Below are 14431 nucleotides of genomic sequence, written 5' to 3' on the forward strand. Positions count from 1 at the left end.
CGCTGCTACGGGGCGGCGGCGAAGGCGGTGGCGGCCAACGACTCGCGGGTGATTTCCTTGATCGACTTCGCGCCGGTCAGCACCATGGCTACGCGCATTTCCTTTTCGATCAGGTCGAGCAGGTTGCTCACGCCGGCACCGCCGGCGACGGCCAGCGCATAGATGAACGCGCGGCCCAGCAACACCGTGTCGGCCCCCAGGGCAATCATCCGCACGATGTCCAGCCCGTTGCGCACCCCCGAGTCCGCCAGTATCGCCAGCTCGCCCTTCACCGCATCGGCAATCGCCGGCAGCGCGCGGGCGCTGGACAGCACACCGTCCAGTTGGCGACCGCCGTGGTTGGACACCACGATGCCATCGGCGCCGAACGTCACCGCGTCGCGGGCGTCCTGGGGGTCGAGGATGCCCTTGATCACCATCGGCCCCTGCCAGTAGTCACGAATCCACTCCAGGTCCTTCCAGGAAATCGACGGGTCGAAGTTGCTGCCCAGCCAGCCGATGTAGTCGGCAAGGCCGGTGGGGTGGCCGCGGTAGGTGGAGATATTGCCCAGGTCGTGGGGCCGGCCCAGCAAGCCCACGTCCCAGGCCCAGGCCGGGTGGGTGACCGCCTGCAGCATGCGCCGCAGCGGCGCGTTGGGGCCGCTCATGCCCGAGTGCGCGTCGCGATACCGCGCGCCGGGCACCGGCATGTCGACGGTGAACACCAGCGTGGTAACCCCCGCGGCCCGGGCGCGCTCCAGGGCATTCTTCATGAAGCCGCGGTCCTTGAGCACGTACAGCTGGAACCACATGGGCCGCTTGATGGCCGGCGCCACTTCTTCGATGGGGCACACCGACACCGTCGACAGCGTGAACGGAATGCCCTTGGCATCGGCCGCCTTCGCCGCCTGCACCTCACCGCGCCGGGCGAACATGCCGCACAGGCCGATGGGCGCCAGCGCCGCTGGCAGGCTCAAGGTCTCGCCGAACAACTGGGTCTCCAGGCTCAGCTCGGCCATATTGCGCAGCACCCGCTGGCGCAGGGCGATGTCGGCCAGGTCGTCGACGTTGCGCCGCAGGGTATGCTCGGCGTAGGCGCCGCCGTCGAGGTAATGGAACAGGAAAGGCGGCAGTTTGGCTTGCGCCGCAGCGCGGTAGTCGGTGGCAGCCGAAATAATCATGAGCGAAGGGGTTCTCCTTGAGGGCGCAATGCGCAGGCCATGCACGTCGCACCACTGTAGCAGCAACTGTCTTTGTGGGAGCTGGCTTGCCAGCGAGTTTTCAAGGCCTCAACAGCTCGCTGGCAAGCCAGCTCCCACAGTCCGTAGCAGCAACGCCTTGAAACCGCGTCGTCTGCATCGCGACCATGTACACGCGTTCCCGTAGCAGCGGCCGCAGGCCGCGTCATGGCAACACCGCAGGGCCCCGGACGCCGCCTGGCGGCAGCTGCTACGGGATTCATAAGCGGGGGCTTATCAATGATGCACCCTTTAGTGAATGGATTGCCCATTCATTTGCGTTCATCGTGCAGGCTTGTCCGATTACGCGAAGTTCTTATGCCCACGCACGCCCTCCACACACCGCAAGTTGCCAAGGCCTTTTCCTGCTACATCTTCGATGCCCAGGGCAGGGTACTGATTACCCGCCGCGCGTTGGGCAAGCGCGTGTGGCCGGGGGTGTGGAGCAACTCGCTGCATGGCCACGCCCAGCCAGGCGAGGCGCTGGACCAGGCGCTGCTGCGCAGGTCGGCCTGCGAGCTGGGCATTGCCGTGGAGCAGGTGGAGCTGTTGATGGACGACTTCAGCCAGCCGGCGGACCCTGCATGCGCAGGCGTCGAGGTGTTCCGTGCGGTGACCCGCGATGCACCGCTGCCAGCGCCTGACGAGGTCATGGAGTGGCAATGGGTGAAGGCCGAGACCGTGCTCAGCAGCGCCAGCGCCACGCCGTTCCTGTACAGCCCGTGGATGGTTGCGCAGCTGGAAGCCATTCTGGTGCGGGGCCTGTACCTGCGCTGGCGCGGCAACGCCATCAAGCGCAGCAACGGCCGCTTTCCGTACCGCTGGTAGGCCGCTCAGCGCTCGATGTAACGGCGCTGGATGCGCGCCAGCTCGCCCGACTGCCGCAGCTGTTCCAGGGCACGGCCCCACGCCGCCACCAGCCTGTCATCCGAGTCCTGGCTGAAGGCGATGTAGAGTGATGAGCGATACAGCTCCACGGGAATCTGCCGCAAGGTGCCCGGGGCAATGTGCAGCACCTGGCTGTAGTAGGCGACGCCCGCCGCGGTGTCGCCGATGATGATGCCAGTGCGGCCGGCCAGAAGCATGCGGTACAGCTGCAGGTTACTGGCGGCGCTCTTGTCGAGGTTGCCGAAACCCTGCGCCTCCAGCTGTTCAGGCACCAGCCCGGCCTGCCGGGTGGTGATCTGCGGGGCGTGCAGCAGCTGCTCGCGGGAGTCGAGTTGCTGGGGCGCGCTGGCCAGCTGGTAGGGGTAGATCGACTCTTCGACGATAGGCCCGACCCATTTGTACAGCGGCTCGCGCGCGGCAGTGCGGAACAGCGAAAACATGATGGTCCGGGGGCGGGTCTGCAGGGCATGGGTGCTGCGCATGCTGGGCAGCAGCTGCACCTGGAAGTCATCCCCGGTCAGCGCCATGATCGCCCTGACCACATCGGTGGTCATGCCGGTGAGCTGATTGTTTTCAAGGTAGTTGTACGGGGCCCACTCTTCGGTGACCACCCGGTAAGGCTCGGCGGCGGCGACCTTGCCAAGTGGGCCCAGCAACAGACAGAGCAACGCGGTGATGAGTGTCGTCGATTTCACGTGTCCTGCCCGGTCGGCTGTACGGGGGAAGCAGCCCCAGTATAGACCGAGGCGCCCCGGTAACCGCTAGGGGTTCACAAACTGCTGGTAGTTGGCCTTGGTAATCAGCTGGTAGGGGATGGTCAGCTCCGCCTGGTAGGGTTCCTTGCGCACCATCTTCAGCGCCAGGTCGATGGAACCGTAGGCCTGGCCCTTGTTGTCCTGGTACACGGTCACGCTCAGGTCGTCCTTCTTGATGGCTTCAAGGCCCGCCGGGCCGCCGTCGCTGCCGCCCACCAGGATGTCCTTGCCCGGCTGCAGGCCGGCCTGGCGGATGGCCATGGCGGCGCCGATGGCCATCTCGTCGGCGTTGGCGGCCACGGCGTCGATCTGCTTGCCCGAGACGATCCAGTTGTTCATCAGGTCCATGGCCTTGCTGCGCTGCCAGTCGGCGGTCTGCTCTTCCACCACGTGAATATTGGGGTAGTCCTTGAGCACGCTTTTCACCCCGCGGGTGCGGTTGTGGGTGGCGTCGTTGGACAACAGCCCGAGCATGATCGCCAGGTTGCCCTTGCCGCCCATCTTGTCGGCCAGGAAGCGCATCTGCATTTCCCCGGCCTTGACCTCGTCCGAGCCCACGTAGCCCACGCCCGCCGGTAGCTGCGGGGTTTCCGGGCGACGGTTGACGTACACCAGCGGGATATGGGCCTTTTGCGCGTCTTCGGTGATTTTCGCGGTGGCGGCGGTGTCCACCGGGTTGACGATGATGGCGTCCATGCCCTGGGCGGTGAAGCTCAGCACCTGGTTGAGCTGGCGCACCACATCGCCCTGGGCGTCTTCGAACTGCAGGGTCACGCCCTGCAGTTGTTTGCCGTGGGCGGCCATGTAGTCGCGCATCTGCGCCAGGAACACATCGTCGACCTGGGCGATGCTGATGCCGATGCGCACATCGGCCATGGCCAGGGGGGACAGCAGGGCACTGAACAGCACGGCGAGCATTTGTTTTTTCATGGGTAGATCCGCTTTGTCGTTATTGTTGGAAGGATGTTCAGGCCCGGCGTTTGTCGCGCAACTGCTGCACGCGCTCGGTAAAAGTGGCCACGCTGCAGCCTTCGGCCAGCGCCGCCAGCATCAGCTGTTGCCCGGTCTGCGGGGCCAGGCCGTGCAGGGGCGGGTCGGTGTCGAGGTTGGTGGGGAACGAATAGCCGTCCGCAGTGCAGGCCACCACCGCCGCCACCTGCTCGGCGCTCAGCACCTGGTCGCGCACCTGCTCGAGCAGGCAGGGGTACAGCGCCAGCATCATGCGTTCGCGGTCCAGGGCCTCCATGGGCTTGCCGAACGCCGAGGAAATCTGCAGCAGGTTGGCCATGCGCTGGCGGTCGGCGGTGCGGTTGGTGCCGGCCGCGTGGAACAGCGCCGGGTTGAAGAACAGCAGGTCGCCCTTGTTCAGCGGCAGCTGCACCGCGTGGGCCTGGAAGTACTCGATAAACTCCGGGCGGCGCCAGGCCAGGTAGCCCAGCGGGTACTGCTGGGAAAACGGCAGCAGCAGGGTCGGCCCGGTGTCCAGCGGCATGTCCGAATGGGCGATGGCGCCTTGCAACGTCAGGTACTGGGACAGCACGTGCAACGGCAGCGGGAAGCGCTCCACCACCTCGGGCACCTGGAAACCCAGGTGGTAGTCGCGGTGCGGCTGCTGCGCCTGGCCGCCGGGGTGCACTACGTTGACTTGGGCGGTGACCTGGAAGTCCGGGCCCAGCCAGGCCTCGGCGATCAGCCCCAGCAGCGGGTTGGCGTAGTACTCGATGAACGAGGCCGGCGAGTGCAGCGCGGCCTTCTGCAAGGCGTTCCAGATGCGCCCGTTGCTGCCGGCCTTGGCGAAATGGTCGGCTGCCACGCCCTGGGCCGCTTCCTGGGCGAAGATGGCGTCGAACACCTGGCTGTGGCGGTCCACCACTGCCAGGTCGGTGTAGGCCTGGCGCACCACCATCACCCCGGGGCCCTGGCTGAACAGCCGGTGCAGCTCGTCGAGCACCGCGCCGCGCTCGGCGTCGCGCAGGGTGTGTGCCTGGTAGATGGGCACGTTGGCCTGCACCTCCGAGCAGAGCGGGTAGTGCCGGGGCAGCGCCTGCTGCTCGCACAGGCGGCTGAAGTCCTGCAGCTGCACGGCGTCGCTGCGCACGAAAACCGATGGGCTGTTCATCAGGCGCCCTCCGGCAAGGTCAACGGGCCGCTGGGGCGCGGCGCAGTGTCGTCGCCGCAGCCGACCACGCCTTGCTCAAGGTCGAGCACGGTGCCGGTCATCATCCCCGACTCGGCAGACAGCAGGTAGGCCACGCTGCGCGCCACTTCTTCAGGCTTGAGCAGCCGGCCAAACGGCAGCCCTTGCTCGGCCCGTTCCAGCCAGCCGTCCTGGGCGCCGTGGTAGCGGCGCTGAATCTCGTCTTCGTGGGGCGTGTCCATCCAGCCGATGTTCAGGCCGTTGACGCGGATGCGATTGCGCAGGGTGCTGAAGGCGACGTTCTTGGTCAGCACCGCCAGCGCGCCCTTGGAGGTGGAGTAGGGGCACAGGTACGCCGGGCCGCCGTGGCCGACGATGCTCTGGATGTTGACGATGGCGCCCGCCACGCCCTGGCTGATCATCAGCTTGATGGCTTCCTGCATGAGGAAGAATGGCGCGCGCACGTTCACCGCGAACAACCGGTCGAACAGCTCGGGCGAGGTGTCAAGGATGGTGCCGCGGTCGGACATGCCCGCGCAGTTGACCAGCCCGTGCAGGGTGCCGAAGTGGGTGCGGGCTGCCTGGATGATGGCGCGGCAGTCTTCCACGCGTTCGAGGTCGGCCTGCACGAAGTGCGCCTGGCAATCGAGCCGGGCGAGTGCCTGCACCTGGGCCTGGCCCTCGGCCTGGCGGCGGCCGCAGATGATCAGGCCGGCGGCGCCACGCTGGGCGAGGGTGTGCGCCACGGCCGCGCCCAGGCCCTGGGTGCTGCCGGTGACGACGAAATACTGGCCGTGGAAGGGGCGGTTGAGGTCAGCTGCTGCCATGGGTTTGCTCCTGGTTTTTTGTTGTTGTGCTGCCCTGGCTCGACGCCTGGCGAAACTGAGACTAGCATTGCACTGACCTCGTCAAAGCCCAAAAAGACCTCAGAAAAACCTCACGCCCATGACCCTTCTCGAACGCGCCCGGCACTTCTCCATCAAGCAGCTCTCGACCCAGGCCGGGGTCAGCAAGGCCACCGTCGACCGCGTGCTGCACCAGCGCGGCAGCGTGCATTACCAGACCCAGCGGCGCATCGAGCAGGCCCTGGGCGAACTGGAGGCCCAGGAGCAGAACGGCCTGGCCGTGGGCCGCACCTTCCATGTCGACGTGATCATGCACACGCCCAAGCGCTTCAGCGCCGCCGTGCAGGCGGCCATCACCCAGCAGCTGGGCAGCCTGGCGCCGTTCCGCATCGCCCCGCGCTTTCACCTGTTCGAGGAAATCGAGCCCCAGGCCATGCACGACCAATTGCTGCGCTGCCTGCACACCGGCAGCCAGGGCGTGGTGCTGAAGGCCGCCGACGAGCCGGTGGTGAACCAGGCGGTGAAGCAGCTAAGCGCCGCCGGCATTCCCGTGGTGACCCTGGTCACCGACCTGCCGCACAGCGAGCGCATCGGCTATGTGGGCATGGACAACCGCACCGCCGGGCAGACCGCCGCCTACCTGCTGTCCCGCTGGCTGGCGCCTCAGGCGCAGCAGGTGGCGGTGGTCATCGGCAGCGCCTTGTTCCGCGGCGAGGAGGAGCGCGAGATGGGCCTGCGCATGTGGCTGCGCGCCCACGCCCCGCACGTGCAGGTGGTTGATATCAGCGGCGGCTATGGGGTGTACGAGCGCACCCGCGAGCGGGTCACCGCCGCGCTTGCCCAGCACCCCGGCTTGCGCGCGGTGTACAGCGTGGGCGGCGGCAACCGCGCCATCGTCGACGCCTTCGCCGCGTGCGGGCGGCCGCTGGAGGTGTTCATCGGCCACGACCTGGACGAGGAGAACCGCCAGCTGCTGGAAGAACAGCAGATGGCTGCGGTCATCGACCACAACCTGCAGGTGGATGCACGCAACCTGTTCCTGCACATCCTGCAGTACCACCGGGTGTGGAAAACGGGGCCGATCGCACCTTCGCAGGTGCAGATCGTCACCCCGTTCAACCTGCCTTATTGATTACTGCGGGCGCACGCCGTCGTAGGCGTCCTGCAGCAGTTGCCGAATGGCCGTGGCCTCGATGGCGCGCGGGTTCCAGTAGGGGTTGGAGAGGGCGATATCGGCGGCGCGGTCCAGGTCGACCTCGGTCAGGCCCAGGTCCTTGAGGCGGGTGGGCGCGCCCAGCGAGCTGGACAGGTCGAACAGTGCCTGCGCAGGGCTGCTGTCCACGCCCAGCGCCCGGCTGATGCGCGACAGCGCCGGCGCCGCCGACTGGTTGTAGGCGATGGCGTGGGGCAACACGATGGTGTGGGTTTGCGCGTGGGGCAGGTTGAAGCTGCCGCCCAGCGTGTGGCACAGCTTGTGGTGCAGGGCCATGCCGACGTTGCCCAGCACCGTGCCGCACAGCCAGGCGCCGTACAGGCAGTCGCCACGGGCAGCCAGGTCGGCGGGGTCGCGGTGGATGCTTTTCAGGCCTTCGGCCAGGGCGCGGATGCCTTCCTCGGCCATCAGCGACATCACCGGGTTGCCGTCCTGGGCGTACAGCCCTTCGGCGGCGTGGGCGATGGCGTTCATGCCGCTGGTGATGGACATTTCCACCGGCAGGCTGACGGTCAGTTCCGGGTCGTAGATCACGGTTTTCGGCAGCACGCGCGGGTCTTTGCCGGTGCGCTTCAGGCCGTTTTCGGTGAGGCCGAACACCGGGGTCATCTCCGAGCCTGCGTAGGTGGTGGGAATGGCCAGAATCGGCAAGCCGGAATCCATGGCGATGGCCTTGCCCAGGCCGGTGGTGGAGCCGCCGCCAATGGCCACGGCGCAGTCTGCGCCCAGGCGCCGGGCTACCTCGCGGGCTTCGCGGGCTGTCTCGATGGGCACGTGCATCACCGCCTTGTCGAAAATGTCGGCGGCGCGCTCACCCAGCAATTGCGCAATGTGCTCGGCCTGGGCGCGCTGTTCGGGGGTGCACAGTACCAGCGCGCGTTTGGCGCCCAGGCGGTCGATCTCCGCTTCCAGCTGTTGCAGCGAACCCTGGCCGAAGATGACGCGTGATGGCTGGCCGTTATAGACGAATGGGGGCGTGGACATGGGGCAGGTCTCCTTGAGAAGTGACGGGGCGCTGGACGACGGCGGTGGGCTGGTAGGCGACCAGCGCCCATTGCCCGCCGCTGTTGAGCCAGACGCTCAGCGTGCGGTTGTGCAGGGTCTTGGCGACACCGTGGGAGGTGATGTCGGCCGTCATCTCGCCGAACGCCAGGGCGGTGTCGCCCAGGCGGCGCACCTCGTGCACCTGGTGGTCGATGCGGTGGTACAGGTACAGGCCCTGGCGGCACTTTTCCAGATAGGCGGCCAGGGTGTCCTTGACGCCATTGGAATGCACGTAGACCAGGTCCGGGTGGGCAAGCCGGGCGAAGGTGTCCAGGTCGCCCAGGCGCATGGCCTGGTAGCGCTGGTGTTCCAGCGCGGCAATGGCAGCGTGATCGTCGTACAAGGGGGCCTCCAGAGGGCAGGGTTCAGGCGTATTTCGCCAGGACAAAGTCGAACGCCAGGGTGTAGAACACCTCGTCGCTGTGGCCGCCGTCGGGCGTGGCGCCTGGCGGCTGGCATTGCCACTGGGTGATCAGCGACGGGCGCACGGCAAACAGCGCGTCCGAGTCCAGGTACGGGTCGCCTTCACGGTACACATGGGTGGTCAGCGGCTGGTAGCCGCTGGCGCTTACCGAAAACGCCAGGTGCGCGGGGCGCCAGGCGTGGCGGTTGAGCACGCTCAGCAACTGGTTCACCGGGCCGTCGTGGCGCACTTGCTGGCTGCCGGGCAACGAGGTGCTGAAATGGTAGCGGCCCTGGTCGTCGGCCTGCAGCAACGCCTCCACCCCGGCCACGCGCAGGTGCAGTTCGGCGTAGGGCACGGCGGCGCCCTTGTCGTCGCGTACCACGCCCTGCACGTAGCCCTTGGGGCCGCCCAGGTGCGGGTTGATGTCAGCGCCCAGGTCGTGCAGCACGGCATTCGGGCCGGGGGCTACGTAGAAGGCGGTGGCCTGGGTGCAGGCCGCCGGCTTGCGCTCGTTCTGCGCCAATACCAGGGTCGACAGCCCCAACACGTTGGACAGCAGCGCGAATTCCTCGCTGGCCGGCGCCACCTGGCCCACCTGGCCAAGAAACTCGATGCCCTGGCGCCATTCGGCTTCGGTCAGCTTGATGTCCCGGGCGAAGGCGTGCAGGTGCTGCACCAGGCTGGTCATCAGCTCACACAGGCGCGCATCGCCGGTGCCGCGGTTATAGGCCAGCACTGCCTGGGTAATGGTGGTTTCGTCCAAATCGCGCATCGTCACTCCTGCGGGGCAGCACGCTTCTCAGCCTGTAGCGCCGCACGTTATAGTTCCGCAGGATGTAAGAAAAGGCCGCTCGCGGAATTCTTTATTTCACCTGTGAAAAAATAAAAAGGACGTACACAGTGGACCGCCTGACCGAACTTGAGCTGTTTGTACTGACCGCCGAAGTGGGCACCCTGAGCAAGGCGGCAGAGATTCTGGGCCTTTCCAACGCCGCCGCCAGCCGCCACCTGGTGGCGCTGGAGCAGCGCCTGAACACGCGGCTGATCGACCGCAATACCCGCCGCCTGGCCCTGACCAATTCCGGCCACCAGTTCTATACCAGCTGCAAAAGCCTGCTGGGCGAGTTGAAGGAAGCCGAGGCCTCGCTGAGCGAATCGCTGGTGCAGCCGGTGGGCACGCTGACCATCACCTCGTCGATTTCCTTCTGCATGCTGCACATCGCGCCGCTGATTCCGGCGTTCCGCAAGCTGTACCCGCACATCACCGTGAAGCTGCTGGGCGAGAACCGCTACTTCGACATCATCGACAGCGAGATCGACCTGGCCATCCGCACCAAGGAATACGAGCCGGACTCCAACATCACCATTCGCCGCCTGGCCGAGACCCGCCGGGTGCTGGCGGCGTCCCCCGGCTACCTGCAGCGCAAGGGCACGCCCAGGTCGATCGACGACCTGGCCAACCATGACCTGCTGATCTACAGCCACGCCAACCAGCCGCGCACCATGCGCTTCACCCGAGGCAAGGAAGAGGCGGCGTTCAAGGCCGAGCCGATCCTGGAAACCAACGACGGCCAGATAGTGCGCGCTGCCGCCCTGGCCGGCGGCGGCATCCTGGTGCAGCCCAAGTACATCATCAACGCCGACCTTGTGGCGGGGCGGCTGATACCGGTGCTGGACGACTGGGATTTGCCACGGCTGACCATCAACATGGCGTTCCAGAGCCGGCGTTACATGCCGGCGAAGTTGCGCGTGTTCATTGAATTCCTGCTGGCCGATTTCAATAAACATGAACACGAGCGTTATTGGACCCGTTAGCCAGTTTTCCGCGTGGCGGAATTCACATTTAAGTTTTCAACGGGTATTCACTCGAACTTCACCCCCCTATGATCCGTGGCGCTGGGAAGCGGCGAACCCCAGCAGCCACGGGGCCTGGTCCATTTATTCGTATTTGCCCAGGGCAATAATGGCGCCCGGCTTCACTTCGCCCGCACGTTAATAACAAGACCAACAACAAGGAAACGTCACGCATGAAAGACTTTGCCAAAAGCACGGTTGCGGTCAGCCTTTGCCTGCTGATTCCCGGGCTGGCTTGTGCCGATAATCAACCGTTTGCCGCCGACTCCCACTGGATGACCGGGGACTGGGGTGGGGTGCGCAGCGGTTGGCTCGACCAAGGGGTGGATGTACAGCTCAATTACACCGGCGAAATGGCCGCCAACGCCCACGGGGGCTACGACAAGGACCACACCGCACGCTGGACCGAGCAGTACGCGGTGGGCGTCAAGGCCGACCTGCAGAAGCTGCTGGGCTGGGACAGTACCCGCTTCCAGTTGACCATCACCGAACGCGACGGCCGAAACCTGACCAATGACCGCATCGCCGACCCGCGCACCGGTGGCTATTCCTCGTCCCAGGAAGTGTACGGCCGCGGCCAGACCTGGCGTCTCACCGAGATGTGGATGAGCAAGGCCTGGTTCGACGGTGCCCTGGACATCAAGGCCGGCCGCTTCGACGAAGGCTCGGACTTCAACAGTTTTCCCTGCGACTTCCAGAGCACGCCGTTCTGCGGTGCCCAGGCGGCCAACTGGATTGGCGACATCTGGTACAACTGGCCCGTCAGCCAGTGGGCCATTCGCACACGCTACCAGTTCGCGCCCGAATGGTACGCGCAGGTCGGCGTGTTCGAGCAGAACCCGTCGAACCTTGAAGTGGGCAACGGCTTCAAGCTGAGCGGCAGTGGCACCCAGGGTGCGTTGATACCGGTGGAGCTAGTGTGGAGCCCCACCTTCAACTCGCTGCCTGGCGAGTACCGCCTGGGCTACTACAAGAGCAGCGCCAACGCCAACGACGTGCTGGAAGATCGCAACGGCAACCCTCAGCCATTGACGGGCCAGGCCTTCGAGGAACATGGCAGCCGCCACGGTTACTGGCTGGTGGTGCAGCAGCAACTGACCGCGCGCGACGGCGACCCCAAGCGCGGCCTGTCGGTGTTCGCCAACTTCACCCACCACGACAAGGCCACAAGCCAGGTTGACCACTTTATCCAGGCCGGCATCGTCTACAAGGGGCTGCTCGACAGCCGCCCCCTGGATGACCTGGGCATAGGTATCGCCCAGGTGCACACCAACGCCGATTACCGCGAGCGCGCGCGGCTGCAGAACCAGGCCAACGGCGTCAGCGACTACAACGACCCGGGGTATATCCCGCTGCAATACAACGAGACCAGCAGCGAGATCTATTACGGCGTGCACGTGACCAACTGGCTGACGGTGCGGCCGAACCTGCAATACGTGAAGAACCCGGGCGGCGTGCGTGAGGTGGATGCCGCGCTGATCGCCGGCCTCAAGGTGCAGGCCCGGTTCTAGAGCGCCTGCACGGCAATGCGCGCCGTTGGGGGAGGGCGGCGCGGTTTTCCACTAGCTGGAAAACACATTTGCCATTGCGGCATGTTTTTTCCAATTCAATCGCAGTAATCTCCTCCCCACTGAGCGTACACATAAATTCAATAAAGGTTGACCTCATGTCCAGTAACCAAACCGCCGCCGTTGGCGCGTCCGCGAAAATCCTCTGGCGCATTGCCGCCATCACCACCATGGGCTCGTTGGGGTTCGGTTACGACACCGGGGTCATCTCCGGCGCATTGCCATTCATGGCCCTGGAACCCGCCCAGGGCGGCCTGGGCCTTACGCCCATGTCCGAAGGCCTGGTGGCCTCGGCACTGATCTTCGGCGGCGCTTTCGGCGCACTGTTCGCCGGCCAACTCTCCGACCGTTATGGCCGCCTCGGCGTGCTCAAGGCCCTGGCCGTGCTGTTTGCCCTGGGCGCCCTGGGCACTGCGCTGTCGCCCACCCTGTGGAGCATGGTCGCCACCCGTTTCGTGCTGGGCATCGCCGTGGGCGGCGCCTCGTCGGCAGTGCCGGTGCTGATCGCCGAGCTGGCCGCGCCCAAGCATCGCGGCCGGCTGGTGTGCCAGAGTGAACTGATGATCGTCTCCGGCCAATGCCTGGCCTATATCGCCAGCGCCGGCCTTGTGCACCTGTTCGAAAGCCCCTCGGTGTGGCGCTACATGCTGGCCATCGCACTGATTCCGGCGGCGCTGCTGTACGTGGGCATGCATTTCGTGCCTTCGTCGCCGCGCTGGCTGGTCAGCAAGGGCCGCATCGACGAAGCCAAGGCCACCTTGCTGGGCATTCGCGACACCCACCGCGAAGTGGACCGTGAATTGAAGGAAATCATCGCCCAGTGCGACGTCGAGCGCCGCCATGGCGGCAGCCTGGCCAAGCTCGCCGAGCCCTGGCTGCTCAAGCTGCTGGGCATCGGCATCGCCCTGGGCTTCATCATCCAGTTCACCGGCGTCAACGCCTTCATGTACTACACCCCCATGATCCTCAAGGAAACCGGCATGGGCACCCACGCCGCCCTGATCGCCACCATCGGCAATGGCCTGGTGGCGGTGGTGGCGACGCTGATCGGCATGTGGTTGATCAACCGCCTGGGCCGGCGCACGATCCTGCTGCTGGGCCTGACCGTGGTGGTGCTGGCGCAGATCTTCCTCGGCGTGGTGATGAACTTCATGCCCCATTCGCTGCTGCAAAGCTACCTGGCGCTGGGCGGCGTGCTGATGTTCCTGTTCTTCATGCAGATGTGCATCGGCCCGGTGTACTGGCTGCTGATGTCCGAACTGTTCCCCACCCACGTGCGCGGTTTGATGAACGGCATCAGCGTCGGCATCTTCTGGCTGTTCAACGCCGTCGTCGCCTTCGCCTTCCCGCTGATGCTCAGCGTGATGGGCGGCATGACCTTCTTCCTGTTCGCCGTCATCAACATCGGCTCCATCGTGTTCTGCACCCTGTGGCTGCCAGAGACCAAGGGCATGACCCTCGAGCAGATCGAGCAATTCATGCAGCAGCGCCTGGGCGGCCGCACCTGGCGCCGCGCCAGTGCCAACGCCAATGCCTGCTGACACCGACCACCGGCCTTCCACAATAATGATCAAGGACATCAAGCCATGACTGCTCACCTGAACACCGACACGCCCGTAGGCGGGCTCTTCGAGGAAGAGCGTTCGGCCGAGATCGTCAACGCGCGCATCACCGCCGAAGCCGACCCGCGCCTGCGCGAGGTCATGTCCGTCATCACCCGCCACCTGCACGCGGCCATCAAGGAAATCGAGCCCACCCACGAAGAGTGGTTCAAGGCCATCGAATTTCTCACCAGCACCGGCCACATGTGCACTGACTGGCGCCAGGAATACATTCTGCTGTCTGACGTGCTGGGCGTGACCATGCTGGTGGACGCCATCAACCACCGCCGCCCCAGTGGCGCCACCCCCAACACCATCCTCGGCCCGTTCTACGTGGCTGACGCGCCGCGCTACGAGAACGGCGCCAACATCTGCCTGGACGGCAAAGGTGAGCCGACCCTGGTCAGCGGCCGGGTGCTGGACACCGACGGCAACCCGATTGTCGGCGCCACCCTGGACATCTGGCAGACCAACGACGACGGATTCTACGACGTCCAGCAGAAGGGCGTGCAGCCCGAGTACAACCTGCGCGGCCTGTTCACCACCGACGCCGACGGCTACTACGCCTTCCGCACGGTGAAGCCACGGCATTATCCGATTCCGGCCGACGGCCCGGTGGGCAAGCTGCTGGGCCAGCTGGGGCGCCACCCCAACCGCGCCGCGCACCTGCACTTCATCGTCACCGCGCCCGGCTACGACCAGGTCATTACCCACATCTTCACCCCCGACTGCCCGTACCTGCACGAGGACACGGTGTTCGGCGTGAAGAAAGAGCTGATCGCCGAATTCACCACGCAGCGCGACGCGGCCACGGCCCAGCGCTACGACCTGCAAGTGCCTTACCTGGCGGTGAACTGGGACTTCGTCCTGACGCCTGCCTGAACTACCGACCCGATCTTCAAC

At 65.7% G+C, this 14431-nt stretch carries 14 protein-coding genes; 6 read left to right on the forward strand and 8 right to left on the reverse strand.

The window, feature by feature from the left end:
• Window positions 1–5: 5 nt before the first annotated feature.
• Window positions 6–1160 carry an FMN-dependent L-lactate dehydrogenase LldD gene (lldD, locus tag RAM80_RS30470; protein WP_416424081.1) on the reverse strand — a complete coding sequence of 385 codons (1155 nt, stop codon included), beginning with the start codon at window positions 1158–1160 and terminating at the stop codon, window positions 6–8.
• Window positions 1161–1535: 375 nt separating this feature from the next.
• Between lldD and idi the strand changes: the two genes are divergently transcribed.
• Window positions 1536–2045, forward strand: coding sequence for an isopentenyl-diphosphate Delta-isomerase (gene idi, locus RAM80_RS30475; RefSeq protein WP_416424082.1), 510 nt, complete (start codon window positions 1536–1538; stop codon window positions 2043–2045).
• A 5-nt stretch (window positions 2046–2050) separates the two neighbouring features.
• On the opposite strand, the gene RAM80_RS30480 is transcribed toward idi, so the two are convergent.
• The 4 genes from RAM80_RS30480 to RAM80_RS30495 form a co-directional block, all read right to left on the reverse strand.
• Window positions 2051–2800, reverse strand: coding sequence for a substrate-binding periplasmic protein (locus RAM80_RS30480; RefSeq protein WP_416424083.1), 750 nt, complete (start codon window positions 2798–2800; stop codon window positions 2051–2053).
• A gap of 66 nt (window positions 2801–2866) precedes the next feature.
• Window positions 2867–3790 (reverse strand): sugar ABC transporter substrate-binding protein, encoded by a 924-nt coding sequence (locus tag RAM80_RS30485; RefSeq protein ID WP_416424084.1) that lies wholly within the window; start codon window positions 3788–3790, stop codon window positions 2867–2869.
• A 37-nt stretch (window positions 3791–3827) separates the two neighbouring features.
• Complete coding sequence (locus RAM80_RS30490; protein ID WP_416424085.1) at window positions 3828–4979, reverse strand: phytanoyl-CoA dioxygenase family protein; 1152 nt, start codon at window positions 4977–4979, stop codon at window positions 3828–3830.
• Window positions 4979–5824, reverse strand: a complete 846-nt coding sequence (locus RAM80_RS30495; protein ID WP_416424086.1) for an SDR family oxidoreductase — start codon at window positions 5822–5824, stop codon at window positions 4979–4981. Before RAM80_RS30495 ends, RAM80_RS30490 begins: the two co-directional genes overlap by 1 nt.
• A 118-nt stretch (window positions 5825–5942) precedes the next feature.
• Between RAM80_RS30495 and RAM80_RS30500 the strand changes: the two genes are divergently transcribed.
• Window positions 5943–6974, forward strand: a complete 1032-nt coding sequence (locus tag RAM80_RS30500) for a LacI family DNA-binding transcriptional regulator (protein WP_416424087.1) — start codon at window positions 5943–5945, stop codon at window positions 6972–6974.
• On the opposite strand, the gene RAM80_RS30505 is transcribed toward RAM80_RS30500, so the two are convergent.
• From RAM80_RS30505 to RAM80_RS30515, 3 genes are read right to left on the reverse strand one after another with little or no spacing between them, the layout of a single operon-like run.
• Window positions 6975–8039, reverse strand: a complete 1065-nt coding sequence (locus tag RAM80_RS30505; RefSeq protein WP_416424088.1) for a maleylacetate reductase — start codon at window positions 8037–8039, stop codon at window positions 6975–6977.
• Window positions 8014–8442 carry a nuclear transport factor 2 family protein gene (locus RAM80_RS30510; RefSeq protein ID WP_416424089.1) on the reverse strand — a complete coding sequence of 143 codons (429 nt, stop codon included), beginning with the start codon at window positions 8440–8442 and terminating at the stop codon, window positions 8014–8016. Before RAM80_RS30510 ends, RAM80_RS30505 begins: the two co-directional genes overlap by 26 nt.
• Window positions 8443–8464: 22 nt before the next feature.
• Window positions 8465–9277 (reverse strand): dioxygenase, encoded by an 813-nt coding sequence (locus RAM80_RS30515; protein WP_416424090.1) that lies wholly within the window; start codon window positions 9275–9277, stop codon window positions 8465–8467.
• Window positions 9278–9405: 128 nt separating this feature from the next.
• On the opposite strand from RAM80_RS30515, the gene RAM80_RS30520 reads away from it, so the two are divergent.
• The 4 genes from RAM80_RS30520 to RAM80_RS30535 all read left to right on the forward strand — a co-directional run bounded on the left by RAM80_RS30520 (window position 9406) and on the right by RAM80_RS30535 (window position 14410).
• Complete coding sequence (locus RAM80_RS30520) at window positions 9406–10320, forward strand: LysR family transcriptional regulator (protein WP_416424091.1); 915 nt, start codon at window positions 9406–9408, stop codon at window positions 10318–10320.
• Between the two features lie 212 nt (window positions 10321–10532).
• Window positions 10533–11870, forward strand: coding sequence for a carbohydrate porin (locus RAM80_RS30525; protein ID WP_416424092.1), 1338 nt, complete (start codon window positions 10533–10535; stop codon window positions 11868–11870).
• 155 nt (window positions 11871–12025) lie between these two features.
• Window positions 12026–13468, forward strand: a complete 1443-nt coding sequence (locus RAM80_RS30530; RefSeq protein ID WP_416424093.1) for a sugar porter family MFS transporter — start codon at window positions 12026–12028, stop codon at window positions 13466–13468.
• Between the two features lie 45 nt (window positions 13469–13513).
• A complete protein-coding gene (locus RAM80_RS30535) occupies window positions 13514–14410 on the forward strand; it encodes an intradiol ring-cleavage dioxygenase (RefSeq protein WP_416424094.1) in 897 nt (298 codons plus the stop codon).
• The last annotated feature ends 21 nt before the right edge of the window (window positions 14411–14431 follow it).

Source organism: Pseudomonas sp. App30, assembly GCF_047947025.1.
Taxonomy (GTDB): Bacteria; Pseudomonadota; Gammaproteobacteria; order Pseudomonadales; family Pseudomonadaceae; genus Aquipseudomonas.